Source organism: Robertmurraya korlensis NBRC 107688 (assembly GCF_001591645.1).
Taxonomy (GTDB): domain Bacteria; phylum Bacillota; class Bacilli; order Bacillales; family Cytobacillaceae; genus Robertmurraya_A.
This window is the reverse complement of the sequence record NZ_BCVH01000001.1, coordinates 458,907-484,915: the sequence shown is the minus strand read 5'-3', so window position 1 is coordinate 484,915 and position 26,009 is coordinate 458,907. Positions and strand designations below refer to the sequence as shown.

Sequence of the window (26,009 nt, the reverse complement as noted above, 5' to 3'; positions counted from 1 at the left end):
TACCTATATTAACAATAGTTCTTTTGATATGGAAGCGTTTTATTTCCATTGAAAAGAAATAGACATAATCTATTTCTTTTCATACGGGGGAACTTGATAAAAATAGTTTGGCAATTGAATGCTGTTGTCATATTGCTGGTGAAAGATATGTGTTAGTGCGGGAGAAACTGGGGGTATCAACCACGTCCAATTTCCAGTTAATTTCCTTCCTTTCACTTTCTCCTTTTCTTCAAACAACTTAAATTGAGCAGCTGCGGTATGGTGGTCTACAATACTTACTCCAGCTTTTTTAAAGGAATAAAGAACTGCTCGATTGACCTCTAGTAACGCTTGATCTTTCCAAAGACTGATATTTCTAGCCATATCTAGATTCATCCGTTCTGCCACTAAAGGTAAAACATTATATCGGTCTTCATCTGCTAAATTTCTTGCACCTATTTCTGTCCCCATATACCATCCATTAAAAGGAGCAGCCGTATATTGAATCCCACCAATTTCAAGGCACATATCAGAAATCATTGGTACACCATACCATTTAAATTCAAGTTCTTCAAACCAACTGTATTCTGGATGTGAAAGATTTACCTCCATAACGAGGCTAGACGGTATGGATACCCATTCGGGCTTTTGATTATTTATTTGGACCACTAGAGGTAAAACGTCAAACTTTGTACGTTTACCCTTCCATCCTAACTCTTCACACACACGTGTAAATGGAATAGAGTGAGGATCTCCAATCACTCCATGTTCCGTATTGTATCCAGCATACCGAACAAGCTGATGATTCCAAATTCGAATAGAATGTTCCTTGGTTTTTTGTTTAAAAATAGAGATGGTCGGCCTGATATGACCATTGTTAGTAGCAAATTTAATATGTTCAAAAAGTGCATTAATGATATCTTCGGAATGATGTAAATGGCGATAATCCTTAACAATCAACGAATCCCAAAACAAACGTCCAATACATTTATTACTGTTCCTCCATGCCATCTTAGCGCCATGGGACAGTTCCTCTAGTGTATGCTCATAAGTGCCCGTCTCACTAATCGGCCTTTTTACCTCTTCTAACCTTTCTAAAAGGGTATTTTGGTCTTTTTCAAGTTCTAAATAGCAAATAGTGATAAACTCTTCCGCTTTTTGCAATAATTCATCATTCAAGGCTAATCCCTCACGTATTTTAGTTTACATAATACTATTATTGTAGATTAACGTTCACGTTTACTAAACAATCACATTAATTGGTGTAAAAGCATGGTGAGGAGTGCATCAGAGGTTATTGTTTTAGCCTCTCCGCCTCCTTGTGCCTGTTTTTCGTTTCCTCCTCCCTTTCCATTGATCGCTGGCAATACCGATTGAGCAAGATTTTTCATATTGATAGGTGTCTGTTCTCTTTGACACACAAATTGCAGTTTCCCATTTATCTCTGATACTAAAAGAACATTTACTTCAGAGTTATTAGCCAAAATAAATCGAGAGATGGTTTGTAGCTCTTGGAGACTTTTATCTATTAAAACAGCTTGAACTACTCTTTGATTCCCTATGCTCGTTATTTCTTTTAATAGGTCCATTGCTTCAAAACGGAAAACCGTTTCTTGAAGCATTTTCAACTCTTTTTCCAGTGTTTTATTTCTATTAATAAGTCGATTTGCTGCAGTTTCAAGCTCACCTTGAGGGGCATTTAAAAGACCCGTTAACTTCGTAACAGTAGTGGTCTTATCATGTAATTGTTTACGTACACGATTCCCACAAACAAACTCAACTCTTGTTTTTTTCTTTTGTCTTTCAGTCCCTAAGATGGAGATGGCTTGAACCTCACTCGTATTTCGGGGATGGGTTCCCCCACAAGCATTATAGTCAAACTCTGGAATGATTACCAAACGAATATGATCTTCAACTGAAGGGTCTTTCCGTAATGGATATTGGCTCACTTCCTCTTTTGTAATCCACTTAGTCTGTATTTCCCTTTGTTCTTGAATCATTTGGTTAGCCAATTTCTCTACTCTTTCTAGTTCAACTGGAGAAATATTCTCCACATTTAGATCAATTGTTACTATTTGTGTACCTAGATGAAAACTGATTGTTTCATACCCATATAATTCTACAAATGCAGCAGTAAGGATATGCTGGCCTGCATGCTGCTGCATGTGATCAAATCGTCTATCCTTGTCTATTATTCCCTCCACTATCGTACCAATAGGAATGGAATCATTTAAATAATGGCGAATTTCTCCATCAATTTCTTCCACATTCGTAACTTCTTGTCCATTAATGGTTCCCTTATCATGTGGTTGCCCTCCACCTGTTGGATAAAAGGCCGTTTCACTTAATACAATATAGTCGTCTCCACTCTTCATAACAGTTGCTTCAAAGGTGGTTTGGTACGCATTTTCATAATATAATTTTTTTGTCATTTTACGATAAACACTCTCTTTCAATTAGAAATGCTACACCTACTTTATCACAAAAAGAAAAGAGGTAGCTATTTCTACCTCTCTACTTGTTTATAGGTATTAAATACTTACGTCACGCTTTTGAAAATAAACAAATGTCGCGATCATAAACACAATATAATAGATTGCAAGAATGGATAGTGATCCTGCTAGTGTAATATTTTGCAAGATCTTATCTTGCAAAGCAAAAACGGTTAAGTCTAGATGAGGGAAAATAAGGAACTTTGCCCACGTATACTTCTCCGCTAGCATGATAATCAGTCCACCTAATGTAGATGAGACAAATAGAACAAAAATCCCTATTCCTACTGCAACGGCCTGACTTTTAAAGAGAGTGGACAGCATAAAAGAAATGGTAGTAATCATAAGCAAGCTAGGAAGATAGTAGGCTGTCTTTAATAAAAATTGAGTACCAAGGATGGCCTCTTTCTGTCCTTCTAACGTATACTCAAAAAATGGTGCCTGGAAGTCTCCTAATCCATAAAATAAAATCCCAACTATAAAGCCTGAGACAAATAATGTTGCCATTAATAGGAGTGCGTATAATAAAACTGCAACATACTTTGACAATAGGATCTTCCATCTTTTATGCGGTCTAATGAGCAGTTGTTTTACTGTTCCATCTGAGAACTCTGCAGCTACAACCGCACTAGCTACAATTACGGAAAACAAGGTGACCAGCATTGTAACCCCTATAACGACATCGTTCATAAAATGCCAGTTTGTTTTGGCTGTTGGATTAATATCTTTCTCAAGAAATCTTTCATTTTGTTTAATTTGATCTTCAAGCCATGTTGTATCTTGATCTGCGGGCGTTGAAGTTATTTCATGTTGATACTGTGCATTTTGCATTTCTAAATTTTCTCGCCAGTTTTCATCTACTTCACCGTTCACTCTTTGATAAATAAATCCGCCAATCACCATCGCAACAACTAGAATGGCCATATAAATCCAACTTGCTCGTTTTTCAAAGATTTTTATCATTTCATTTTGAATAAGTCCCATCATATCGATTGCTCCTTTTTATCTTTATTGGTCAGTTCAAGGAAGCGATCTTCAAGTGATGTTTTTAAATAAGAAATTTCGTATACTTGTAATCCGTTAGAAACAAACAACTGGTTAGCCTTAGCAACTGTCTCCCGGTCCATAGAAGCATAAATAAAATCAGCCTCTACCTTAACTTCTTCTCCAATACTATGATTTATTAAAAGATTCCAAGCCTGTTCACCGTTACTAACCTCAAATGTTACATGTTGTTTCGTTAAACTTTTATTATCAACCGTTTCATTCATTCGGGAAATATGAGTAAGCTTTCCTTTTTCGATGATTGCAAAACGATCACACATCAGTTCCATTTCTGAAAGTAAATGGGAAGAGACTAAAACAGAAATACCTTGATTTGCTAATAATCTTAAATAATCACGAAATTCTCTTATCCCCTGCGGATCAAGACCATTCGTAGGTTCATCAAGAATAAGTATACTTGGGCTATGTAACAAAGCTTGAGCTACTCCTAGTCTTTGTCTCATTCCTAGTGAATACGTTCTCACCTTTTGATGAATGGCCTGTTCAAGACCAACCAAGTGTATTACCTCATTAAGCCGTTCATCTGAAATATCCTTTGTTGCCATTCTCATATAATGCTTAAGATTTTTCATTCCACTCATGTATTTATAAAATTCAGGGTTTTCTACAATGGCGCCTACTTCCCCCATTGCCTCCTTAAAAGATTGATCTAGATCATGTCCACTTATAACCACATTTCCTCTGGTACGATTCATTAAGTGGACAATCATCCGAATAATAGTTGTTTTCCCAGCTCCATTAGGGCCTAGTAAACCAAAAATCTCTCCTTTCTCAACTTGAAAGGTTACATCCTCAACAATCATTTTCTTCCCTATCTTCTTCGTAAGGTTTCGAACTTCTAAAGCATAGTGAGTCATTTCCACCCTTCTTTCAATCCTTATTTAGCATACATTATCCTATACGGTTAAACTTAGGAAAAGTTACAAATTATTACTAATTTTCCACTCCAACAAGGATGAGTCTCAAAAAATTGATGATCAAATGAAGAAATCACTTCCAGATTATCATCATCTTTTGTATAATTGGAACTCATGGGTAAGTTAGAATAAGTCAGAACTTGATTCCCAGATTTTCAGATTGAAAAGGACCTCCCTAATGTCGTTAGTATAGTAGAAGAGAAAAATTAGGATACTATTAATGGGGAGAAATTGACCGACCATTGTTTATATTTGTTGCTCAAAAATGAAATTGTTTAAAGAGGTTTATAATGAAAATTAGTTCAAAAATCTTTATGGAAAAGCTATCATCTGTTCAAATCATTGTGTTATTTTATGTACTTGCTGTGGTTATTTCAACTATTCTTTTAATGCTACCAATTACTTTACAAGCTGGAGAGGAAATTTCCTTTATTGATGCATTATTTACCTCCGCAAGTGCGGTAAGTGTTACGGGACTTTCTACCATCTCTATCGCTGAAAAGCTAAGTGTGACTGGAACTTTTATTTTTGCTTTTATCCTTCAATTTGGTGGAATTGGAATTATGACCCTAGGTACTTTTATTTGGCTACTAATGGGGAAAAAAATTGGACTTCGTGAACGAAAGTTAATTATGACAGACCAAAATCAGTCTACTCTTTCTGGACTTGTTCAGTTGATGAGACAAATCCTTTATCTTATTATATTGATTGAAGTAATTGGCAGTGTAGTACTAGGTATTTACTTAATCAATTATTACCCCAATTGGCAAGAAGCCTTTTTACATGGCTTTTTCATGAGTGTTAGTGCAACCACTAACGCAGGATTTGATATTACCGGTCAGTCCCTTCTTCCTTTTGCTAATGATTATTTTGTTCAACTTGTTAACATCATATTGTTAATTTTGGGTGCTATCGGTTTTCCTGTTCTTATTGAGGTTCGGCATTTTTTGTTTCGAAGAGAAGATAGCCTATTTCGATTTAGTTTATTTTCAAAAGTTACATCAACAACATTTTTCCTTCTAGTTATTGGTGGAACTTTACTCATCATTCTTTTTGAATACAATCATTTTTTTGCAGGAAAATCTTGGCATGAATCATTTTTTTACGCATTATTCCAATCAGTTACTACTCGAAATGGTGGTTTAGCTACCATGGATGTAAGTGAATTTACTACTCCTACCCTGCTACTTTTATGTATTCTTATGTTTATCGGTGCTTCTCCAAGCAGTGTAGGTGGAGGTATACGAACAACTACCTTTGCAATAATGATGTTAAGTATATTTACATATGCAAAAGGTCGAGATACGATAAAAGTATTTAAAAAGGAAGTATTACAAGAGGACATTCTCAAATCCTTTATTGTCATCACAACGGCAGTTATGATATGTTCAGCTTCGGTCATCATTTTGGCTGTTCTAGAGCCTTCAATAGGGTTAATGGAGATTATCTTTGAAGTCAGTTCTGCTTTTGGTACGACCGGCTTATCAATGGGAATTACTGCAGACTTAAGCACAGCCAGTAAGCTAGTCATCATTGTGGTCATGTTTATTGGTCGTATAGGTATCTTCTCGTTTCTATTTATTATTCGAGGAAACCCTGTTAGAGAAAAGTACCATTATCCTAAAGAACGTATTATTATTGGATAATTACAAAAAAACCTCCGCTGCTAATCGCAACGGAGGTTTTATTACACTAATGGTGGAGTTTTCTTTTTAATTTCGATTTGCTTGATTTTATTATCCTCTACTACGAGCATTTCAAAGTGGAGATGATGGTATTCAAAGGTTTCCCCTTCTTCCGGGAAATGTCCTAACTCTTTTAATAAAAATCCTGTTAATACATCTTCATCTTCAGGAATCTTTGTTTTAAATACTTCATTTAATCTTCTTAATGCAAGCTTACCATTACAAATAATATGAGAATCCGTTAATTCATCGATTAAGATTTCTTCATTTTCATCTGTTTCATCTTTTATTTCAAGACCGATCATGGCTTCAATAATATCCTCGTTCGTAATAATTCCTTTTGTGCCACCATACTCATCAAGTACAATCGCAAGATGCTTTCGTTCCTTAAGCATCATTTTAAATATTTTCTCAATGGAATGAAATTCAAATACAAATAATGGCGAATTATCTGTGAAATCCTCTAATGGTTTATTTGGCTCTACGGACCAAGATAATAACCCCTTGGAATGAAAGACACCTACAATATTATCCATATTCTCTTTATACACGGGGTATCTGGTATATTGATTATTTATTACCACTTCTCTCGCTTCATCAAATGTCGAGTCAAACGGTATGCCTTGAATTTCCATGCGAGGGGTTTTCAAAGCGTCTCTTACATCTAAGCTATAAAAATCTATAACTCCCTTTATACTTTTCGTTTCGTCATTTTGGAAGGTACCTTCTGTTGCAGCAATGTCTACCATGGTAATAAGCTCTTCCTTTGATATTGACACTCCGTCCTTATCTTCTTTTTCTAAAAGCTTAATTACTCCTCTTGTAAAACGTGATAACAGAAATGTTAACGGTTTGAAAATAATCATAATAAATTGAATAACTGGAAATACGAGATAGGCAATTTTATCAGCAAAGCTAGCAGCAATTGACTTTGGCAATACTTCAGCAAATACAATTAATACGACCGTTAGAATCCCTGTCACAATCCCTACGCTCCAACCATATTCAATGGCAATAATCGTTACCAATGTAGGAAGCATAATATTAGCGATATTGTTGCCAATTAAAATTGCTGTAATTAATTCATCCAAATTAGACAGAAGTAACAAAAGCTTCTGCGCCTTCTTGTCACCGTTTTCAGCCTTAGTCTTAAGTTTCATTTTGTTAACGGCTGTTAGAGCCGTTTCACTTCCAGATAGAAAGAAAGACATAAGAAGAAAAAATATGATGGCTATAAACACAAATCATCCTCCAAACAAAACTATGTTGAGTATAACCTTACCAAAAAATTTTTCCTTTTTCCACTAACATGTTATCTTCCATGCCAATGATTCAATATAAATATCATGTACATAATCGTACCAATGATAACGATTATAAAGGATATCCAATAGGCTCTACTTTCACTTGAAATAGGATTTCTATATTTCAATGGGACGATCCAGTCACCGATAAATGCAAAGAAACGTATGTATACCCAATATAGAGAATATGAATCCCACGTATCCCAGGGACCTCTATATACAATGAAATGAAAGAAATGTCTTAATAAGATTTCAATCGCAAAGACAGAATTAATAATAGTAAAGTAAAAAACATACGAGTGGTACTTCGGCTTGTAATAAATTGAAAATAACGTGAGAAATGTGAAACTTACTGCAACGGTAGGAAGAATAATTGGGAGAGGCAAAACAAATCGGTAAAATCCATTCATATAAAAGAACAAACATAACATCATGGATAATACCATACTTAATCCTGATATAATACCGTATCTTAAATAATTTTTTCGTAAAATAAATAGTAAACCACCAGCTGTAAAGGTAAAGACGACTATTACTATGAGCCAACTAGTTAACGTAGATTCCATTCTGTTCTTACCTCTTGTTTTCCTATTTTCTTTATTTTTCGCAAAAACAAGATTATTATTTCAAAAAAAAGAAGCATGAAAATTTCATGCTTCTCTTACGCTTATACTGGTACACCTACAAAAAACTCATTATATAATGCTTTAACTGCATGCTTTTCATCTGCTTCTTTTACTCCAAACATCATACTTACTTCGGATGAACCTTGGTTAATCATCTCAATGTTCACACCTGCTTCAGCTAGTGCCTTTGCTGCTCTAGCAGTTGTACCAACATTTTGTCTCATACCTTCACCAACAATCATGATTAAAGCCAAGTCATGCTCTACCTTCACTTCATCTGCATGCAACTCCGTGAGAATGAGGTTAACAATACGCTGTTCTGTTTCGTAATCCATTTGATCTTGACGTAAAATAATAGAAATATCATCGATTCCTGATGGGGTATGTTCGTAGGACATTCCGTGCTCTTCTAATATTCTTAATAACCTACTTCCAAAACCAATCTCTCTATTCATTAAATATTTCCCTACGTAAATACTACAGAACCCCTTATCACTTGCAATACCTGTTACTGGACCGTTTTGAACACTGCGCTCATGAACAATTAAAGTCCCAGGTGAAAGCGGGTTATTCGTGTTTTTCACCTGTACTGGAATCCCTGCTCTAAATGCAGGAATCAGGGCCTCATCGTGAAATACAGAAAATCCAGCGTAAGAAAGTTCTCTCATTTCACGGTACGTAAGTTCTTTAATTTCTTTTGGACCTTGAACAAGATTTGGATTCACTGAGTATACAGCATCTACATCGGTAAAGTTTTCATACAGATCTGCTTTTATTCCATTCGCTAAAATTGACCCTGTAATGTCGGAACCACTTCTTGAAAAAGTAACAACATTTCCAGCTTTGGTATAACCAAAAAATCCAGGGAAAATCAAAACTCCTTCTTTTTCTCGCAGCTTATATAAATGATCATAGGATTCTTGCAGTACTTGAGCATTCCCAGTCTCATCGGTAACGAACAGTCCAGCGTCCTTTGGATTGATGTATGTTGCCTGAACTCCTTTTGATTGAAAGAACTTCGCAACCAACTTCGCATTATTATCCTCACCAGCTGCTTTAAGAGCCTCCATATAATGGTCAGGATTAGATTTATCTGCATCTAGTAAAGAGTTCAAAGTATTCTTGATCTCATCTGTAATGTCTGATGATAGGTGGAGTTCCTTTACGATGCTATCGTAACGATCAATTATTTGCTCGAGCGTAGCACTTGTATCCTCACCATTTAATCCTAACTCTGCACATTGGATCAATAAATCTGTCACTTTGATATCATCTGATTTTCTTTTTCCTGGTGCTGATACAACAATTACTTTTCGACTAGGATCCGCTGTGACGATTTGAAATACTTTTTGTAACTGCTCTCCATTTGCTAAAGACGATCCTCCGAATTTTGCTACCTTCATGTAAACATCCCCTGATAAATAAAATTTATATTTATTATCGCTTCAAAGTAATAAAGAATCAAGCATTTTTTCCTCATTAGATGGACAATTGTATTTTCAGAGAGGACATTTTCGTTTTTCTTATATTTCATTTCATTTGGTGAATGGAATAGTAACTAACGATTTACACTAAGCAAAAAGGAGTGGAAGGTATGCGTACAGATATTCGAATCATCCTTATTAAGTTAATTACAAGTGTTATTATATTTACTATTGCCTTTGATTTATTCTTTGAAGCTGGTGCATCCGAAATTTTGTCATTCAGTATATTAGTAACAATTGTTTCCTATTTCATTGGAGATAAAATTATTTTACCTATGGTTGGAAACCGAGCAGCTGCTGTCATTGACTTTTTCACTGTATATGCAATTGTATGGATTTTCGGAAATATTCTATTACACAGCTATGAACAAATTGCGTGGGGAAGCATTATGGCCGCAACATTAATCGGTGTTACTGAAGTCGCTGTACATTTGATTATTTTAGGACGATTATCCCAAACAACTTCTATAGAAAGAAAAAATCCTCTACGTCCTTCACAGAAACTAGCGTTCGGAACTGAATTTGCTGAGGAGTCAGATCCTCGAAAGAAATAAACAAACGTTACTGCTTATAGCAGTAACGTTTGTTCTATTATTACTCTTATTTTATGCATAGTTTATTTCTGCTAGATACATGGATAGTTTTTTTCTGGCTCGGTATAATACGGTTTTGACATTATTTTGATTAAGGTGTAGTGCCTCAGCTATTTCTTTTTCCTTCATGCCTTCAACAACCTTTAAATGAAGAACAGATTGTTGATTAAGGTTAAGCACACCAAATGCTTTGGATATTTCCTTCTGTAATAACAAATGATCAACTTCTTCTTCTACATTTTTGTAAGAAGCCACCTCTTGGTAGGTAATTTCCGTCTCAAGCACTTCTTTTCTCCTTTTTTCTTTCCTCACAAAATCTATTGCTGTTCTTGTAACAATGGAGGATAACCACGAGCGGAGCTTGGCATCGTCAACGACTGTGTCCAATTTTCGATAAGCTTTAATGAACGTTTCTTGGACAACGTCCTGTGCTAAATGGTAATCCCTGGTGATACCGAAGGCGATATGAAAGAGTAGTTTTTGATGACTATAGCAAATAACCATCATATCCTCCTTCGATAATTGCTCATTCATGATCACTCCCTCCCCTTTCCATCTATCAATTATTTAAACTTATCATTCACGTACACTGGTGCCTCGTTCTGATCAAACGTTCCAAGGTAAGGGTCCAATTGATTTTTAATTTTGTAGGCAACTACGTACGTCTCTTTACTGTCAGGTATATAAGCATCCTCTGTAATATCCATCAGTTCTTTTATTTGATCCTTCGATTTAAATGTAGTGGCACTTGGATGATTATGCATATTTGTCAAAACTTCTATATTTGAATAGCCATCATGATTTAACTTAAGATCCTCTTTTTTAAGAACTACTGCAAAGTCGATATCGTCTTCTGAAATAAAGGCATTGTCAAGTAACTCTTTACCTTCTAACCAATCTTGCATCCTTTTATAACTAACTAAGGCACGGGTATCTGCGTAACCATAATATTCCTTACCTTCCTTACTATTGTTTAAAGAAAAAGAAATATGAGATTGAAAAGATTTTGAACTATACATCTCCTCATAGGTTGAAGATAAAATATCCTCTTTAATAATAGCGAGAAGTTCGATAATTTCAGCTCTCTCTGAAATAACTGCACGATCATTTTTATATCCACTTGACTCAATTGTAATCATGTTAATTTCATCAGATGTTAAATTGAACAATGGAAAAGTTACCTCTTTGTATTCTTTTGATTCGTGAATTGGCTTGTAATATGCCAAGTAATCATCTCTGTTAATCTCGTATTCTCGAACCAGTTTCTTCCCATTCTTTAATTCATATACAAAAAAGGCCGACTCACTTAGTTCATTAGATACTTTCTTATTGTTCTTATTAGAAAGTATCTGTTCATGCAATTCACGAACCAATTGAATATTGTTTTTTTCATTTAAGTAAAAGGTCTCTTTTGAATAGCCACTCTCCTCAGGATTCAAATAGAGATACGGCCCATTGCTTAAATGTACCTGCTGAATTTCTTCCATCTCCGGGATACGATCCTCAAAGTTAGTCAGGTCAAACTGAAATATAGCAATAATAACTACAAGAATCCCTCCATAGTATAGGTATCCTTTGAGATAACCAAATACCCTCCATGTTTTATGAAGTAGAATTTCAGCTAGAACATAACCAAAAAAGGATCCAAACAGATAGCCAAAAAATAACCATCCTTCCGATAGCTCACGGTAGCTACCGAAGTATGCAGCGGCTAATAATGCACAACAAACAGTCATTCCAAATTTCAATATCGGTTTTAAAACTGGAAAAATAACAGCTTGTGACACAGATTCCGGCTTCCTATTTTTATAGAGTAGTAAACTCAAGAAATACAATAAGATAGATATACCAACATAGATCCATAAAGGTAACCTATTTGGAATATCTTGTATTCCTTCTAGCATAGTTAACGGAGATAAATATTGTATTTTTCCATTTAAATGATAACTATCAGGAAAACCAAACATAAAAAACTTTAGATTAAACGCGCTTAGTACAAATAATCCTACTGGCAGAAGCAGAAAAATATAAGACAGGATGCCTTGTACAAATGAAATGCCCGTGATCATTCCAATAAACACTGTACTAATATATATGATGGTATTAAATAGAATTGTCATTCCTAACCAATAAAAAATAGAGTCCATTTCTAGTATTGATTGTATATTCAAAACACTACGCTGAACGAAAACAATTATAGCAATGACCACGACAGGTATATTAACCATAAACCAACCTGAAAGCGTGTACTGATGGAAAATCATGTCTCTCTTTACCGGTAAGCTATGAATGAGATCTGAGCTTTGTTTGGACTGCATAAAATGAAACAGGAACAATGGCAATATAACCGGCACGGATACAAGTAAAATATATTGAAGTTCTAGATTGTATTGAAACACATTCGCTGGTTCAAACATTAAGCGTTTATCTGAGGTGGTCATTAATATTTCAAATGGGATTGCAAACAACAGTACAAGAAAATAAATAATAGATATCCAACCAGAGCTTCTAAGTATAAGTTTTAAAATTTCTGGATTAAGCAAAGATGTTCTTGATGGCATACCCAACACCCTCCATTTCATAAATAAAGATTTCTTCTAATGTCAGTGGAAGAATATCGAGAATAACAGGATGAAACTTCGTGATTTTCTCTACTATTTCCGCTTCTTTTCCCTTCACTATACAGATAAAGACGCTACCTCTTTTCTCTTGATGCAAAAGCTTGACACCATTAAATAATTCCTCAGGAACATTTTCCTTAAATGCCATTTGAATTTTATGAGTGTCAGACTTTAAGTCATCAAGATCTTTTTCAATTAATAGCTCTCCTTTATGCAAAATGCCTATATAATCACATATATCTTCTACTTCACGCAAATTATGGGAGGAGATGAGAACGGTCATTTCCCTCGAGGCTACATCTTCAATTATTAAACTCTTAATATTTTTCCGAATAACAGGATCTAGGCCATCCATTGGCTCATCTAATAAAAGGATTTCTGGCATAGTTGACAATGCTAGAATAAAAGCTGCTTGCCTTTGTACACCCTTTGAAAACTTATGAAGCTTTCTCTTTTCATCTATCTTAAAAGCACTTACAAGTAGCTCATACCTCTCCTGATTCCAGTTATGATAGATTTTCTTATAAAACTTCCCCATATCAGTTAATGTGTAGTGAGAGAAAAAAAATGGCTGATCAGGAATAAAGAAAACACGCTGTTTTATGTAACTATTCTCAAAGATAGAGCTTTCATCAACAATTACCGACCCATTGTCAGGAACATATATGCCTGCTAAGAGCTTTAACAGAGTGGTTTTCCCCGCTCCATTAGTTCCAAGCAACCCATAAATAGATCCCTTTTGGACATGTAGATTAATATTTTCAACTGCACCGGTCCCCTCAAAGGATTTGCATATAGAACTAAATTGAATCAATCTTGCTCCCTCCCCCTATGGTAGATTCCACTTCCTTTATCATTTCGACAAGTTGGTCACTTGTGATTCCAAGATACATCGCTTCTGACAAAAGTTTGATTAGCTCTGTTTTAATTGTATTCATTTTTTCACCATTTTGCTTTGGAGTATCTGGGCTCACAAAGCTTCCCTTTCCTTTGATTGAATAGATATATCCTTGCACCTCAAGTTCTCGATACGCTTTTTGAATAGTATTTGGATTAATCGTTAGTTGCTGTGCCATTACCCGAACAGAAGGTAGCTGTTCATCTGCTTTCATTACTTCACTAATAATAAGTTCTTTTAATTTGTCTACCAGTTGCTCATAAATTGGCTTTCGACTTCTAATATCTAGCTCAAACATGGTCACCCTCCAATCTGTACCTAGTGTACTATCAATCGTAATACAGATGGTACAGTTTGATTATATTTTAAATGTCTAAAAAATAGAAGAGGTTTTTTCAAAAAAATTAAAAGCACCCTATTTTCGTTTATGAGGCACTTCACTTTTTCGATGTTTTTTTCATTCCGACTCAATAAACCTCAGCTTTTGGAGAAAGAGCACTAGTTTTGATAGCTTTTGTCTTGTTGCAGGAATTTCACTAGTTTCATAGAGAATAGTTGTTAATAATAGGGCACCACTAAATACTTATTAGAAAGGAACGTCAATATGATAAATCAAGAAATTACAAGAGCCTATTCTATACAAGAGGTATCCAAATTACTTGGGATTCCTTCTGGAACGATCAGACAATGGGAAAAAGATTTAAGTGGACTTTTAATTATTCCGCGTACTAAGCAAGGCGCGCGTTATTATACAAATGTTGAAATCAAACTACTGGAAAAAATTCAGGCGATGAGAGCTCAAAATGTGGGAAAGGGAATGATTCGAACGCTCCTTGAGAAGCACCTACAATCACCTTCAGAACCCGCTTCTGAATCCTTCGAAATGGTTCTATCATCAACAGATGTAGAGGAGGCGGAAACTCAAAACGAGCACTTGCAACAATTAACTGACATTCAAGCTAGCCTTCAGTCCATAAAAGAAGGTGTTATTCACGAGGTACGGAGAGAAATGATAGAGCAACGCTCTATTCTTCTGGATGAAATCAAACACGAGTTAGCAAATTCCTCTATACAAACAGTGGTTGATATCTCAAAATCTATTCAAAGGTCCAATGATAAGCGCAAGGCAGACATGCAAGTGCTCACTGAAGCGATTCAATCAAATTCAAAATATACTTCTGAAACATTCGGAACCTTGTCAGAGACCATTGCGAAACATTCAAAAGTAACCTCCGAAAGTATTGAACAAAAAATAGAACAGATGAACCAAGCGGTTCAATCAGAGAATGACCAGCTTCTATCAGTAGTGTCCCAAACAGTAGCAGATGTAAAAAATGATGTTCGAACCGTTGCCTTTTCATTGCATGAGGATCAACAGCAGCTTCGAGAATCTATCCACGAGCTCCAAGAATTCACAAGTCACATTCATCAACGTGAAGAAGGATTTCAAGATCTAGTTTCAGCTTTCCGTGAAGCGGCCGCAGCAAAAACAACAAAAAAACGCAGCTGGTGGAGACTTTGGGCTGATTAAATAGATAAAAAAGACAAAGTGTTGAATTCACTTTGTCTTTTTTATCTCATGGATAAAGACTTTTCTTTCCTTATTCACCCATTTCCACTTACATAACCTGTTTCAAACCTACGTTCCGAATTATTCGTACCCTCTACTTCTTTCCATTCTTTGAAAAACCCAGAACTTACTACTTAGAAAATTGATTATCATCCCAATTCCTGTACATACAACCTTAGCTACAAGAACAGGCAGATTCACCTGATTAATAAAGAGAAGTAGCAGCATTGACACTAGGATTAATGTGGTAACGTTAGCTACTAGGTACTTTAATGGCTCAGTATATTCGTTTTTTTTGCTTTCCTTAAATGTCCATGAGCGGTTCATGATAAAACTGTTCAGCATCCCACAACTATAAGAGATGGTTTGAGACAATAGAATGGAACAACCATTTGAAATTAGTAAGCTAAAAACCCCAAAATCAACTACCGTATTAATTGCTCCCACAATAGAAAATTTAATAAACTCAATAATTGTCTGATTCCTCATTTTTTCAACTACTTTAGCCATTTTTTTGTCCAATTATATTATTTTTCTAATTTAAGTATTTTATTTATCAATAGTTAAAAATTGTTAGAAATGAGTTCGTATCATATAATAGTCTAGGTGATTATTTTTCAAACAAAAGGAGGAAGAGTTATGAACAGATTATCGAGTTTCATCGGTAGCTGGCTATCGCATAGAAAGGCATTACTTGAGTTACTAAAAGTGGTTAATGATGAGCAGCTTTCCTTTAAACCATGGGAAAAAGGAATGTCGTTTTCCGAGCTTACCCTTCATATTTCGGGTTCCACGTCGATGTTCGTAAACACAGTTAAGACGGGTGTTTTTACACCTCCAACTAATAACAAGGAAGTCTCTAGTACACAGGAATTAATTGAATGGGTTGAAGCTCAAACTGAGAATGTAAAACAAGAACTTGAGGCATTAACTGAGGAACAGTTAAATAGCATTATCGCCTTTGCGGGAATGGATTTACCGGGTATGGTTATTTTAGAGCTTGCTAAAGATCATGAAATTCACCATAAAGGGCAATTATTTACATATGCTCGTCTTTTAGGAATTGAAGAGGTTCCTTTCTTCATTTATCGACCATAAGAGTATAAAAAAGAACAGGCCCCAGTTTTGGGCCTATTCTTATCTTTTATTCACCAAGGTCAACGTTATGGTACACTCGTTGAACATCTTCTAGGTCTTCTAATGCATCTATTAATTTTTCGAATTGTGCCTGAGCTTCTGGGTCTAAGCTAATATCATTTTGTGCAAGCATCGTTAGCTCAGCAATGGTAAACTCTGTTATACCGGCTTCCTTAAAAGCAACCTGTACAGCGTGGAACTGATCTGGTTCAGCATAAACAATTACTGTATCCTCTTCTTCAAGAATATCACGCACGTCTAGATCTGCTTCCATAAGCAACTCAAGTACCTCATCAGATGATTTGCCTTCAATACCAAAAACAGCAGTATTATCAAACATATACGCAACCGATCCACTTACTCCCATGTTTCCACCATTTTTTCCAAAAGCAGCACGAACGGTAGAAGCTGTCCGGTTTACGTTATTTGTAAGTGCATCGACAATAATCATTGATCCACTTGGTCCAAAGCCTTCATAACGAAGCTCATCATAGTTTTCTTCAGCTCCACCTTTAGCTTTATCAATCGCACGGTCAATAATTACTCTTGGTACATTATACGTTTTCGCACGCTCTAAAACGAATTTAAGCGCTTGGTTTAATTCCGGATCTGGCTCTCCTTGTTTTGCTGCTACATAAATTTCTAATGCGAATTTCGAGTAAACTCTACTTGTATTCGCATCTTTAGACGCCTTTTTTTCTTTAATATTGTTCCACTTACGGCCCATAATGAACACTCTCTTTCAACTTTGTATCTACATATTTCGCCTACTCGATAGGCTTATTCTTAATCACATGAAATATTATACCGCAACAACTCCATTTACGAAAGAATTACATAGGTGTCAGACACCCTTCGTGGACAGTTTTGTCATTTTGTCCTTTTCAGGCGGACAGTGACTAAATAAAAATAAAAAAAGCTGCCTTAGCAGCTCCCTGTACGACATGCTATTATCAATCACCATCTAACATTCTAAAAACGCCACCTAACAGACTACCTTCGTCTTTTCCATTTCCTCCAGCCTGCGGGGCAGCAGCAAATACACGACTAGCTAAACGGCTAAATGGTAATGATTGAACCCAAACAGTTCCTGGTCCACGTAAAGTAGCAAAAAACAATCCTTCTCCACCGAATAAGGCTGTTTTCACGCCCTTGACCATTTCAATATTATAATCAACGTCCTTCGTCATTGCGACTAAGCAACCTGTATCAACACGGAGAACTTCACCTGGTGAAAGCTCTTTTTTATAAATGGTTCCACCAGCATGTACAAACGCCATTCCGTCTCCTTCAAGCTTCTGCATAATAAATCCTTCTCCACCGAAAAAACCTGCTCCAATTTTTCTCTGGAATTCAACTCCAACAGATACACCTTTTGCTGCTGCTAAGAATGCATCTTTTTGGCAAATTATTTTTCCGCCAAGCTCACTTAAGTCCATAGGAACTATTTTCCCCGGATACGGAGAGGCAAAGGATACGTGTTTTTTTCCACTGCCTTGATTCGTGAATGTTGTCATAAACAAACTTTCGCCAGTAATCATTCTTTTTCCGGCTCCTAGCAATTTGCCCATTAGACCTCCACTACCACTAGAGGATCCGTCACCAAAGATCGTCTCCATTTCGATATGGTCCTCCATCATCATTAAACTCCCTGCTTCAGCGACTACCGTTTCACCTGGATCAAGTTCCACTTCAACAAATTGCATGTCATCACCGTAAATCTTAAAATCAATTTCATGATTGTTCATCTTCATTTCCCCCAAATCAAACTGTAATTGTTCTAAATTGACCTAAAACTACTAATAGATACGACAACTTTCAAAAGAAGTTTCCGTTTTATACAAATATTTTTTTCAACTTCATTATGTAGTAGAATTTCTTTCATCAACTAGCAACTTGCTATGAAGATATTTCCCCTTTAAGATAAATATTATTACACCATCTGACAGCTTGCACGCACAACTTATTACAATTTTCTGACAATAAACCCCCTTGTGCTACAATATCCGACACAGACTTCGCGGGAAATGTCAAGTCTTGCGCTTTCCCGAGAAATAATGTAAGGAATGACAAAAATCTACATGGGCAACTGCCCTGTCAAATCTTTATGGAACTCATAGATTATACCGACTAAAACATAAAGGAGAGCTGCCTCAAATGTATCACTACCCTACCTATTTTACAACTGGTTATGTAGTAGCACCTCCAAGCCAAGTTGAGCATTATCGGCAACCCCCTCAATTTCAAGTTTTAGAAAGAAGATTAACAGCTTTAGAAAGCCAAAATGAAACTCAAAAGAAAGAAAATGAACGATTAAATCGAGAATTGACACGCCAAAATCAAGAAATTACAAGAATCTATAAAGAAATCGGGAGAATTAATCAAGAAATTGTCACACTGAACCAAAACGATGAAAAACACACTCGTCGTTTAAGTCTCATTAATCAAAGACTTAGAACGGTTGAAAGACGTCTAAGCATTCCATCTTCCGCTCAAGACGAGCAATTTTAATAGATTTGTAGGGAAAGATCTGTTAGGCGGTCTCTTCCCTTCCTCTTGTTTCGTGAGTTGTTTGAATTTTTCCAATTTTTATTTTGAAATCAAAGGTTTTACTATTCCAAGAATAACAAAATTAGGTTATATTAGGAATGATATAAAGTATTTATGAGATGGAGTTGGGCCAATGTTTGAACGCTACAAAGGTAGATTAATTTCAACTATTGCGTTTTTAATTGGAATGACTGCATGGAATATTGTTTTCTATGTAGTAAAAAATTATGAATACGATCCATGGCTTGATCTTCCTTTCACTTTGGCCTTTGCTCTTACAGCTTGGTACCTTGGTTCCTATTTTGACAAATCAAAGGTGCTATTTAAAAGGCTCTCAAATAGTGAAGAAAACTACAAAAAACTATTAGAAACAAATACATACTTATTTAACAATTTAAATCAAGTTGTCTATCAAACCGATCACATGGGTTGTTTTACCGTATTGAACCCTGCCTGGGAGTCTATTACTGGGTACGCCCCTCTAGAGAGTATTGGACGCTCCTTATTATTTTATGTCTACCATGAAGATCAAGAATGGATGAACCAAAGGGCTATCGATACGATAAAGAATAACACTCCAATTGTCCAAGAAGAACTCCGTCTACGTAAGAAGGATGGTGGCTTTGTTTGGATTGAAGTAAATTCTAAATTTAACTTTAACGATAGTGGGGACCTAATTTCAACGGTTGGAACATTAACTGATATTACCGACTGGAAGCTTTCAGAACTAAAATTGCTTCAATTAAATGAAGATCTAGCGATCCACTCTGACAAGTTAAGTGTGGTGGCAAATATGTCTGCAGCCATTGCACATGAAGTTAGAAACCCACTTACCTCTATTTCGGGCTTTATTCAGTTACTTAAAGAACAACGTCATCTTCAAAAAGAGTATATTGATGTTATATTTTCAGAGATTGAAAGGATCGAACTCGTATTAAGCGAGATGCTTCTTCTCTCCAAGCCACAAGTAGTCAATCTTAGAAAATTCGACCTTATTAATACTTTGGACTATGTTATTGCACTTATAAGCACAAAAGCCAATATGAATAGTATTGAGATCATGTTGAAGAAAGATAATCACCACAACAACCCCATATGGGTATATGGGGAGGAAAATCAGATGAAACAAGTTTTTATCAATATTATTAAAAATGCCATTGAAGCCATGCAAAATGGTGGAAAAGTTCATGTAAGCCTTGTGAAAGACTGCAAGTCAGTTTCTATTTATTTCTCTGACACAGGATGCGGTATTCCTAAGGACACCCTTGATAAGATTGGACAACCATTTTATACAACTAAAGAAAAAGGGACGGGATTAGGACTAACGACTTGCTTTAAAATTATAGAAAATCACAAAGGAAAAATACATATTTCTAGCCAAGTTGATATTGGGACAACCTTCGAGGTGATTCTCCCACTAATAGAGGCTGATGTTCCTGCAGTCATTTAAAAAAGTACCACTAATTGTGTAGTGGTACTTTTTCTTTAGTAAACATCTTGTCTGACAAACACAGAAAATGAAATAAGTAATGCTCCAACTGCCCAAATAGATAGTACCCCAATGGAAAATAAAAGTGTCATTCCGGGTACTGGCGGAGAGCTTCCTGCGATATATCCAGTTAAGTCAAGATTGATCATAAATAAATATTTAGCAGACTGCCAGGAGGATACAAGGTTACTCAAGATTAATCCAGCAATTAAGGCGGCAAGCATGACTCCCATACTAGCTGACGTACTTTTTAGTAAAACTGATAACATAAAACTAAGAGTTCCTACCACGATGGCAACGAACCAGACTAAACCAAATTCCATCAAAATGTATTGCCATTGATCTATTAGTTGTACATTTGATGTATTAAGCTCTCCGCCAATACTAGTGAAACCTGTTAAGACAGGTGCATTCCATCCTCCAAATCCAAACACAACTCCTGAGATTAGATATGCTAATACTCCCATAAGGACGACAATGATGGAAATGGATAATAAAAGAGCAATATACTTGCTTAATAGAATCTTCCACCTTTTTACCGGCCTCGTTAAAAGAAGCTTTACCGTACCAGCGCTCCTTTCTGAGGATACTATATCTGCAGCAATAATCATAATAAGTAATGGGACAAAAAGGGTAATTGATTCTTGCGCGAAACTACGAACAAATGTAGGAGCACCCGGTTCTGCTGGATTAATATTATTATCTAGGTAGTATTGTTGCTGCTGTACTCGAATTTGCAACTGAGCTTTCCATTCATCAGATATACCGCTACTCGTTAGACGATTTTGTGTATCAACGATTTGTTGCTGTAAGGTGGTTCTCCAATCAACATCTCCTAGTTTTTCAATTTGTCTTTGAACCTCTCGGAATTGTGCATATGTAAAAAGACTAATTAAAACGACCATAATCGCAACAACAACAATGAGTTTTCTCTTGCGTATAATTTTTAGCATTTCATTAAAAATTAACTTATTCAACGGATTCTCCTCCTGTTAATTCCAGGAATAGGTCTTCTAGTGCAGGCACTTTCCTTTGAATTTCATGGACTTCTATACCATGTTCTACGAGCATGTGATTCCATGAAGAGGATTTATCGGATAATGGGGTTACTAACCTGTTCTCCTTATCCAGTTTTACCGTTGTAACCGTCTGTAGGAGCTTTTTCCCTTCTTCTACGGGAGACACCTTCCAAACTAACTGCTCTTGAAAATGTAATAAATTTTTCACCGTATCCACCTTTATTACTTTTCCTTTTGAAATAACAGCAACCCGATCACACATCAATTGTATTTCACTGAGTAAATGACTTGAAACGAGGACGGTTAACCCTTCTTTTTCAGCTAAAAATCGGATAAATTCTCTCATTTCACGTATTCCCATCGGATCTAACCCATTTGTGGGCTCATCCAAAATAAGTACCTTCGGCTTTCCAAGTAGTGCTTGAGCGATCCCAAGTCTTTGTCTCATTCCAAGTGAGTAGGTTTTAACAGGGTCATTGATACGATCTTGAAGTCTTACTAATTTAATCACATATTCTAAATGGTTGGAATCGAAGTTCGGAATCATCCGAGAGAAATGTTGGAGATTTTCGAGCCCGGTTAGATACGGGTAAAGCTCTGGATTTTCTACAATACAACCTAGATGACTCATCGCTTTAACAAAATTCTTCTTCACATCGTATCCACAAACTTGAATGCTTCCTGCCGTTGGACGGATTAACCCTACCAACATTCGAATGGTTGTTGTCTTACCTGCACCATTAGGCCCCAAAAACCCAAATACCTCTCCACTTTTAAGTTCAAAATCTAATCCTTTAATAATTTCTCTTTTCCCAATTTTTTTCCGCAAGCCTTTAATAGATAAAGTTATCTCCGTCATAAAAAAACTCCTACCATGTTATTAGTGAAGCTGCTCTTTCGGCAATTAATCGATATCCTTTGCTGTTTGGATGAAACTTGTCTGAAAACAAGTAGTCATTCACCTTCAGCTGAAATAAGTCAAATGTTGGTACAAAAACGGAATTCGAGTATTGATCAAGAAGCTGATTCGTTGAATAATTCCAATCTCTTACAACCTTTGTTGTCATCGCTGCATCATCAAGATCAATAAAAGGATTGTATAAGCCTACTAGATAGATGATGGCATCTTGATTAGTTGATTTAATGATATCCATTGTTTCTTTTAGGTTGTTTAAATATTGTTCTTTAATAAGAGCAATCGCCTCCTTGTCAGGACTAACAAGGGTTTGTCCCCCTTGAAATAAGTCGTTCCCTCCGATTGTCATAAGAATAACATCTGCATTTTTGATTTGATTTTGTATTGTTTCCCCTTTAACTTGAGAAAGCAGCTGTTCTGAACGATACCCTTTCACCCCATAATTATGAAGAGTAAGCTTTTCATCCGTTTTTTCTTCTAATTCTTCAATTAAATAACCAATATATCCTTTTCCTTCTTCGTCACCTGTTCCCCTGGTAAGAGAATCACCAAGTGCAACAATGATTTTTCCTTCATTTCTTTTTTCAGGTTCTTCTACTACTTGAGTTTGTTCCCTTACTGTTGTTTCTTTTTTAACCAACTGATTCTGAATGGTCCATAAAAATCCAAAAAGCATTACTAGGAATGCTCCAATTGATAGGAAAGAGATAATGCTTACGTAAGTTTTTTTCATCTTTTTTCTCCTATAGCAGTATCGGTCTGTACCCTTATTTTACTGACTGTTACATCATTGTTCAAATTTGGGCTCTTGAAAAAAAATGATTACTAAATTATGGATATAATATCTAATTTTGGACAAATTATAGAGGAAAGAAAGTTACCATTAAGGAGCATGAGAATATGGATTTAATAAACAATATGTCATTTGAAATGACAAAGAGTTTCATCCCAAATATTAGTAAATCTGACAAACTAAAAATTATAGAGTTAACAAGAGATGGTGTTGTGATTCAAATGGAAAACTCTAATTGTCGAGGTGTTTTCCCTCTTGACAGCTTCCAATATTGGATTAAAAAAGGGTCCCTTATCCATTTAGAGGAAAAACAAAAATCATCTTAAACATTTTCAAGATAGAAAAAAGCCGTAAAAACACATGGGAGTAAAATTTATGTACTCCCCTGTGTTTTACGGCTTCTCCTATTCTCATAGCCTTAATTTATGATTTTTCGTTTATATACTCATCGTTTATCTTACTATCTTCGGCGACAAGAAAATGATTGACGACTTCAGGATAGTCCTTCAACTCTTTTTTTCCTAAATCATTAACGGTGTATACACCTCTAGCCACCTTTTCAAACCACTGATAGTAATTCTTGGAAAGGATTGATAATGTTTTTTCACCCGTCCCCTGCTGACGTAGTGCCTTGGGAGACATAGGACCGTTTCTTTCTAACAAACTTGCGATTTGTATACAATTCTCTTTATAAGCAGTCATAATTTTTGTTTTTGAACTACCACCTACATTATAACTTCCATTTCTCCCCTTCATTTCCTCAATCATTTTTTTTCTTTTTCTAACATGATAATTCCTGTTTTTCTGTTTGTTAAAAGGTTGAGGTGAAAAACAAACTTCCATTTTTTCACCACTTTTTAAAAATGAAACTACAATTAAACCTAATTCTAGCCTTTTTAATAAATGACATAAATCCTGCCATTTCTTTGAGTTCATTTTATATTTAGGCTTAGGAATCGCTATATACACTTGATCAGTTAGTTTCTGCCTTTTTGTTGCCTGCATAAGAAGATCTACTGTTAATGATAATTTCAACTCAACAATAACCAATTCATTATCCTTTAACGCTACTACATCACAATGATGAACCTCTCCATGCACCTCGTAGCCATGCTTAGAAAAAAACTTCTGTACCGGTTTATATAAATCTACTTCGTAGAGCTTCTTTGCCTTGCTAACCATCCACGTACCCCTTCTACCCTTTTCCAAAAAGTATACCACACTGGGTAGGTGACAGACACCCTTCGTGGACACTTCCTCCCTTTTTGTCCTTCCTAGACGGACAGTTTCACAAGAGAAAACCCACATTGATATGGAAATATGAATCTTCCAAATCAATGTGGGTTAACAATTCAAAATACTTATTTCTCTATAGTATTATTATTTTCAAAATCTTTTCTTGTTTCCTCATGTTGTCCACCATACACATATTCCTTTTCCCAGAAATCTGCGTTTTCGATTCCAACTTTAACTGGATCAAATACAGGGTCTTTACCAGCTTTCTTTTGCTCTTCGTAGTCACGAAGAATTCTTAATGCTGGCTTCGTTAGTAGGACAATAGCGATAATGTTAAGCCATGCCATACTTCCAACCCCAATATCCCCCAGAGTCCAAGCAAGACCCGCTGTCTTTATACTTCCATAGAAAACCATAAATAGGAAAATTACTCGTAAACAATAGTCCATCCATTTGCTATTCATCTTGCCCTTAATGTAAGCAAGATTTGTTTCGGCCATATAGTAATATGCCATAATCGTTGTGAACGCAAAGAACAATAACGCAAGCGCAACAAATGGAGCTCCAAACCCAGGCATTACTGACTCAATCGCAGCTTGAGTATACTGTGGACCAGGTTCGATACCTTCTAGCTGCGTACGAATCGGATCTGCCCCTTCAGGAGTAACATTGTACATACCTGTAATTAAAATCATAAACGCTGTTGCTGAACAAACGAATAATGTATCGATATAAACAGAGAACGCTTGAACAATCCCCTGCTTCGCTGGATGTGATACATCTGCAGCAGCTGCAGCATGCGGCGCTGTACCTTGACCAGCTTCGTTCGAATAGATCCCACGCTTTACCCCCCAAGCGATAGCTGATCCAAGAATTCCACCAAACGCAGCATCTTGACCAAAAGCACTTGAGAAAATTAATGAAATGACCCCAGGTAATTCAGAAATATTTAATACAATAATTGCTAAAGCTACAATAATATACGCAACTGCCATAAATGGTACGATAATCTCTGCTGTACGAGCAATACGCTTTACACCACCAAAGATGATAACAGCTAAAACAAAAACAATCAGTGTCCCTGTGATCGCTGGACTAATACCAAATGCATTATCCATACCAGCAGCGATACTATTTGCTTGAACTCCCGGTAGCAAAGCACCTGTTGCAAGTACTGTAACTAATGCAAATAATACTGCATACCACTTCATTTTCAACCCTTTTTCAATGTAGAAAGCAGGTCCTCCACGATATTGACCATCTTGTTTTACTTTGTAGACTTGACCTAGAGCGGCCTCAACAAACGCAGAGCCAGCTCCTAAAAATGCAATTAACCACATCCAAAACACAGCACCAGGACCACCGTAAGCAATTGCTGTTGCAACCCCTGCGATATTTCCTGTACCCACACGCCCAGATAGAGCTAAAGATAAAGCCTGAAAAGAAGTTATTCCATTTTCTGACGAATGCTTTTGGAACATTAACTTTCCAATATCACCCATGTGACGAACCTGTAAAAATCTAGTAGCCAATGAAAAATATAATCCTACTCCTAAGCATAAATAAATAAGTGCTGGACTCCATATAATTCCATTTAACCAGTTCACGAAATCTTCCAAATAAATTCCCCCTTTA

26 protein-coding genes are annotated in these 26,009 nt (G+C 36.0%); 7 read left to right on the top strand and 19 right to left on the bottom strand.

What is annotated here, in order from left to right:
• Positions 1–69: 69 nt before the first annotated feature.
• From BKO01S_RS02430 to BKO01S_RS02415, 4 genes are all read right to left on the bottom strand, one after another.
• Positions 70–1,158, bottom strand: a complete 1,089-nt coding sequence (locus BKO01S_RS02430) for a nitric oxide synthase oxygenase (RefSeq protein ID WP_066048104.1) — start codon at positions 1,156–1,158, stop codon at positions 70–72.
• A gap of 71 nt (positions 1,159–1,229) precedes the next feature.
• The gene (locus tag BKO01S_RS02425; RefSeq protein ID WP_066049507.1) at positions 1,230–2,411 is read right to left on the bottom strand and encodes an alanyl-tRNA editing protein; all 1,182 of its coding nucleotides are present in this window, start codon (positions 2,409–2,411) and stop codon (positions 1,230–1,232) included.
• 99 nt (positions 2,412–2,510) lie between these two features.
• Positions 2,511–3,458, bottom strand: a complete 948-nt coding sequence (locus BKO01S_RS02420; RefSeq protein WP_066048101.1) for a DUF2705 family protein — start codon at positions 3,456–3,458, stop codon at positions 2,511–2,513.
• On the bottom strand, positions 3,455–4,393 hold the full coding sequence (locus tag BKO01S_RS02415) for an ABC transporter ATP-binding protein (protein WP_066048099.1): 939 nt from the start codon (positions 4,391–4,393) through the stop codon (positions 3,455–3,457). Before BKO01S_RS02415 ends, BKO01S_RS02420 begins: the two co-directional genes overlap by 4 nt.
• 350 nt (positions 4,394–4,743) lie before the next feature.
• Between BKO01S_RS02415 and BKO01S_RS02410 the strand changes: the two genes are divergently transcribed.
• A complete protein-coding gene (locus tag BKO01S_RS02410; protein WP_066048097.1) occupies positions 4,744–6,099 on the top strand; it encodes a TrkH family potassium uptake protein in 1,356 nt (451 codons plus the stop codon).
• Positions 6,100–6,140: 41 nt separating this feature from the next.
• Here BKO01S_RS02410 and BKO01S_RS02405 read toward each other — a convergent pair whose 3' ends face one another.
• The 3 genes from BKO01S_RS02405 to BKO01S_RS02395 form a co-directional block, all read right to left on the bottom strand.
• A complete protein-coding gene (locus BKO01S_RS02405; protein WP_066048096.1) occupies positions 6,141–7,379 on the bottom strand; it encodes a hemolysin family protein in 1,239 nt (412 codons plus the stop codon).
• Between the two features lie 71 nt (positions 7,380–7,450).
• Positions 7,451–8,008: a hypothetical protein gene (locus tag BKO01S_RS02400; protein ID WP_066048095.1), complete on the bottom strand. Its 558-nt coding sequence runs from the start codon at positions 8,006–8,008 to the stop codon at positions 7,451–7,453.
• A gap of 101 nt (positions 8,009–8,109) precedes the next feature.
• Complete coding sequence (locus tag BKO01S_RS02395) at positions 8,110–9,471, bottom strand: aspartate kinase (RefSeq protein ID WP_066048092.1); 1,362 nt, start codon at positions 9,469–9,471, stop codon at positions 8,110–8,112.
• Between the two features lie 191 nt (positions 9,472–9,662).
• Here BKO01S_RS02395 and BKO01S_RS02390 point away from each other — a divergent pair, with 191 nt between their 5' ends.
• Positions 9,663–10,106 (top strand): DUF2512 family protein, encoded by a 444-nt coding sequence (locus BKO01S_RS02390; RefSeq protein ID WP_066048088.1) that lies wholly within the window; start codon positions 9,663–9,665, stop codon positions 10,104–10,106.
• Positions 10,107–10,157: 51 nt separating this feature from the next.
• On the opposite strand, the gene BKO01S_RS02385 is transcribed toward BKO01S_RS02390, so the two are convergent.
• The 4 genes from BKO01S_RS02385 to BKO01S_RS02370 are packed head-to-tail and all read right to left on the bottom strand — an operon-like array spanning position 10,158 to position 13,962.
• The gene (locus BKO01S_RS02385) at positions 10,158–10,679 is read right to left on the bottom strand and encodes an RNA polymerase sigma factor (protein ID WP_066048086.1); all 522 of its coding nucleotides are present in this window, start codon (positions 10,677–10,679) and stop codon (positions 10,158–10,160) included.
• A 29-nt stretch (positions 10,680–10,708) separates the two neighbouring features.
• A complete protein-coding gene (locus BKO01S_RS02380; protein ID WP_066048084.1) occupies positions 10,709–12,706 on the bottom strand; it encodes a DUF6449 domain-containing protein in 1,998 nt (665 codons plus the stop codon).
• The gene (locus BKO01S_RS02375) at positions 12,681–13,580 is read right to left on the bottom strand and encodes an ABC transporter ATP-binding protein (protein ID WP_066048082.1); all 900 of its coding nucleotides are present in this window, start codon (positions 13,578–13,580) and stop codon (positions 12,681–12,683) included. Before BKO01S_RS02375 ends, BKO01S_RS02380 begins: the two co-directional genes overlap by 26 nt.
• On the bottom strand, positions 13,567–13,962 hold the full coding sequence (locus BKO01S_RS02370) for a GntR family transcriptional regulator (protein WP_066048079.1): 396 nt from the start codon (positions 13,960–13,962) through the stop codon (positions 13,567–13,569). Before BKO01S_RS02370 ends, BKO01S_RS02375 begins: the two co-directional genes overlap by 14 nt.
• 306 nt (positions 13,963–14,268) lie before the next feature.
• Here BKO01S_RS02370 and BKO01S_RS02365 point away from each other — a divergent pair, with 306 nt between their 5' ends.
• Positions 14,269–15,195 (top strand): MerR family transcriptional regulator, encoded by a 927-nt coding sequence (locus BKO01S_RS02365; RefSeq protein ID WP_066048078.1) that lies wholly within the window; start codon positions 14,269–14,271, stop codon positions 15,193–15,195.
• 120 nt (positions 15,196–15,315) lie between these two features.
• On the opposite strand, the gene BKO01S_RS02360 is transcribed toward BKO01S_RS02365, so the two are convergent.
• Positions 15,316–15,723 (bottom strand): GtrA family protein, encoded by a 408-nt coding sequence (locus tag BKO01S_RS02360; protein ID WP_198158752.1) that lies wholly within the window; start codon positions 15,721–15,723, stop codon positions 15,316–15,318.
• A gap of 150 nt (positions 15,724–15,873) precedes the next feature.
• Between BKO01S_RS02360 and BKO01S_RS02355 the strand changes: the two genes are divergently transcribed.
• Complete coding sequence (locus tag BKO01S_RS02355; RefSeq protein WP_066048072.1) at positions 15,874–16,332, top strand: DinB family protein; 459 nt, start codon at positions 15,874–15,876, stop codon at positions 16,330–16,332.
• A 46-nt stretch (positions 16,333–16,378) separates the two neighbouring features.
• Here the strand turns inward: BKO01S_RS02355 and BKO01S_RS02350 are convergent, their stop codons facing one another.
• Together BKO01S_RS02350 and BKO01S_RS02345 are read right to left on the bottom strand one after the other, a co-directional pair.
• Positions 16,379–17,098: a YebC/PmpR family DNA-binding transcriptional regulator gene (locus tag BKO01S_RS02350; RefSeq protein WP_066048070.1), complete on the bottom strand. Its 720-nt coding sequence runs from the start codon at positions 17,096–17,098 to the stop codon at positions 16,379–16,381.
• A 226-nt stretch (positions 17,099–17,324) separates the two neighbouring features.
• Positions 17,325–18,119 carry a TIGR00266 family protein gene (locus BKO01S_RS02345; RefSeq protein WP_066048069.1) on the bottom strand — a complete coding sequence of 265 codons (795 nt, stop codon included), beginning with the start codon at positions 18,117–18,119 and terminating at the stop codon, positions 17,325–17,327.
• 409 nt (positions 18,120–18,528) lie between these two features.
• On the opposite strand from BKO01S_RS02345, the gene BKO01S_RS02340 reads away from it, so the two are divergent.
• Both BKO01S_RS02340 and BKO01S_RS02335 read left to right on the top strand, forming a co-directional pair.
• Positions 18,529–18,882, top strand: coding sequence for a hypothetical protein (locus BKO01S_RS02340; protein WP_066048067.1), 354 nt, complete (start codon positions 18,529–18,531; stop codon positions 18,880–18,882).
• Positions 18,883–19,054: 172 nt separating this feature from the next.
• Positions 19,055–20,371, top strand: a complete 1,317-nt coding sequence (locus BKO01S_RS02335; RefSeq protein ID WP_066048065.1) for an ATP-binding protein — start codon at positions 19,055–19,057, stop codon at positions 20,369–20,371.
• A 35-nt stretch (positions 20,372–20,406) separates the two neighbouring features.
• Here the strand turns inward: BKO01S_RS02335 and BKO01S_RS02330 are convergent, their stop codons facing one another.
• Genes BKO01S_RS02330 through BKO01S_RS02320 form a run of 3 tightly spaced genes read right to left on the bottom strand, consistent with a single transcriptional unit; the run spans position 20,407 to position 23,078 of the window.
• On the bottom strand, positions 20,407–21,387 hold the full coding sequence (locus tag BKO01S_RS02330; RefSeq protein ID WP_066048063.1) for an ABC transporter permease: 981 nt from the start codon (positions 21,385–21,387) through the stop codon (positions 20,407–20,409).
• Entirely contained in the window at positions 21,380–22,288 is a 909-nt protein-coding gene (locus tag BKO01S_RS02325; RefSeq protein WP_066048061.1) for an ABC transporter ATP-binding protein, read from the bottom strand. The genes BKO01S_RS02330 and BKO01S_RS02325 overlap by 8 nt, the downstream gene beginning before the upstream one ends.
• Positions 22,289–22,298: 10 nt before the next feature.
• On the bottom strand, positions 22,299–23,078 hold the full coding sequence (locus tag BKO01S_RS02320; RefSeq protein ID WP_066048059.1) for an SGNH/GDSL hydrolase family protein: 780 nt from the start codon (positions 23,076–23,078) through the stop codon (positions 22,299–22,301).
• 167 nt (positions 23,079–23,245) lie between these two features.
• Between BKO01S_RS02320 and BKO01S_RS02315 the strand changes: the two genes are divergently transcribed.
• Positions 23,246–23,464, top strand: a complete 219-nt coding sequence (locus BKO01S_RS02315) for a hypothetical protein (RefSeq protein WP_066048057.1) — start codon at positions 23,246–23,248, stop codon at positions 23,462–23,464.
• A 97-nt stretch (positions 23,465–23,561) separates the two neighbouring features.
• On the opposite strand, the gene BKO01S_RS02310 is transcribed toward BKO01S_RS02315, so the two are convergent.
• Both BKO01S_RS02310 and BKO01S_RS02305 read right to left on the bottom strand, forming a co-directional pair.
• Complete coding sequence (locus tag BKO01S_RS02310) at positions 23,562–24,320, bottom strand: DUF2161 domain-containing phosphodiesterase (protein WP_066048055.1); 759 nt, start codon at positions 24,318–24,320, stop codon at positions 23,562–23,564.
• Between the two features lie 179 nt (positions 24,321–24,499).
• On the bottom strand, positions 24,500–25,993 hold the full coding sequence (locus tag BKO01S_RS02305; protein WP_066048053.1) for an alanine/glycine:cation symporter family protein: 1,494 nt from the start codon (positions 25,991–25,993) through the stop codon (positions 24,500–24,502).
• Positions 25,994–26,009 lie beyond the last annotated feature (16 nt).

Coding starts and splice junctions, on each gene's coding strand:
- BKO01S_RS02425 (WP_066049507.1), bottom strand. CDS start 2,411: ATGACAAAAAAATTATATTATGAAAATGCGTACCAAACCACCTTTGAA.
- BKO01S_RS02420 (WP_066048101.1), bottom strand. CDS start 3,458: ATGATGGGACTTATTCAAAATGAAATGATAAAAATCTTTGAAAAACGA.
- BKO01S_RS02415 (WP_066048099.1), bottom strand. CDS start 4,393: ATGACTCACTATGCTTTAGAAGTTCGAAACCTTACGAAGAAGATAGGG.
- BKO01S_RS02410 (WP_066048097.1), top strand. CDS start 4,744: ATGAAAATTAGTTCAAAAATCTTTATGGAAAAGCTATCATCTGTTCAA.
- BKO01S_RS02400 (WP_066048095.1), bottom strand. CDS start 8,008: ATGGAATCTACGTTAACTAGTTGGCTCATAGTAATAGTCGTCTTTACC.
- BKO01S_RS02395 (WP_066048092.1), bottom strand. CDS start 9,471: ATGAAGGTAGCAAAATTCGGAGGATCGTCTTTAGCAAATGGAGAGCAG.
- BKO01S_RS02390 (WP_066048088.1), top strand. CDS start 9,663: ATGCGTACAGATATTCGAATCATCCTTATTAAGTTAATTACAAGTGTT.
- BKO01S_RS02385 (WP_066048086.1), bottom strand. CDS start 10,679: ATGAATGAGCAATTATCGAAGGAGGATATGATGGTTATTTGCTATAGT.
- BKO01S_RS02380 (WP_066048084.1), bottom strand. CDS start 12,706: ATGCCATCAAGAACATCTTTGCTTAATCCAGAAATTTTAAAACTTATA.
- BKO01S_RS02370 (WP_066048079.1), bottom strand. CDS start 13,962: ATGTTTGAGCTAGATATTAGAAGTCGAAAGCCAATTTATGAGCAACTG.
- BKO01S_RS02365 (WP_066048078.1), top strand. CDS start 14,269: ATGATAAATCAAGAAATTACAAGAGCCTATTCTATACAAGAGGTATCC.
- BKO01S_RS02360 (WP_198158752.1), bottom strand. CDS start 15,723: ATGAGGAATCAGACAATTATTGAGTTTATTAAATTTTCTATTGTGGGA.
- BKO01S_RS02355 (WP_066048072.1), top strand. CDS start 15,874: ATGAACAGATTATCGAGTTTCATCGGTAGCTGGCTATCGCATAGAAAG.
- BKO01S_RS02350 (WP_066048070.1), bottom strand. CDS start 17,098: ATGGGCCGTAAGTGGAACAATATTAAAGAAAAAAAGGCGTCTAAAGAT.
- BKO01S_RS02345 (WP_066048069.1), bottom strand. CDS start 18,119: ATGAACAATCATGAAATTGATTTTAAGATTTACGGTGATGACATGCAA.
- BKO01S_RS02340 (WP_066048067.1), top strand. CDS start 18,529: ATGTATCACTACCCTACCTATTTTACAACTGGTTATGTAGTAGCACCT.
- BKO01S_RS02335 (WP_066048065.1), top strand. CDS start 19,055: ATGTTTGAACGCTACAAAGGTAGATTAATTTCAACTATTGCGTTTTTA.
- BKO01S_RS02325 (WP_066048061.1), bottom strand. CDS start 22,288: ATGACGGAGATAACTTTATCTATTAAAGGCTTGCGGAAAAAAATTGGG.
- BKO01S_RS02320 (WP_066048059.1), bottom strand. CDS start 23,078: ATGAAAAAAACTTACGTAAGCATTATCTCTTTCCTATCAATTGGAGCA.
- BKO01S_RS02315 (WP_066048057.1), top strand. CDS start 23,246: ATGGATTTAATAAACAATATGTCATTTGAAATGACAAAGAGTTTCATC.
- BKO01S_RS02310 (WP_066048055.1), bottom strand. CDS start 24,320: ATGGTTAGCAAGGCAAAGAAGCTCTACGAAGTAGATTTATATAAACCG.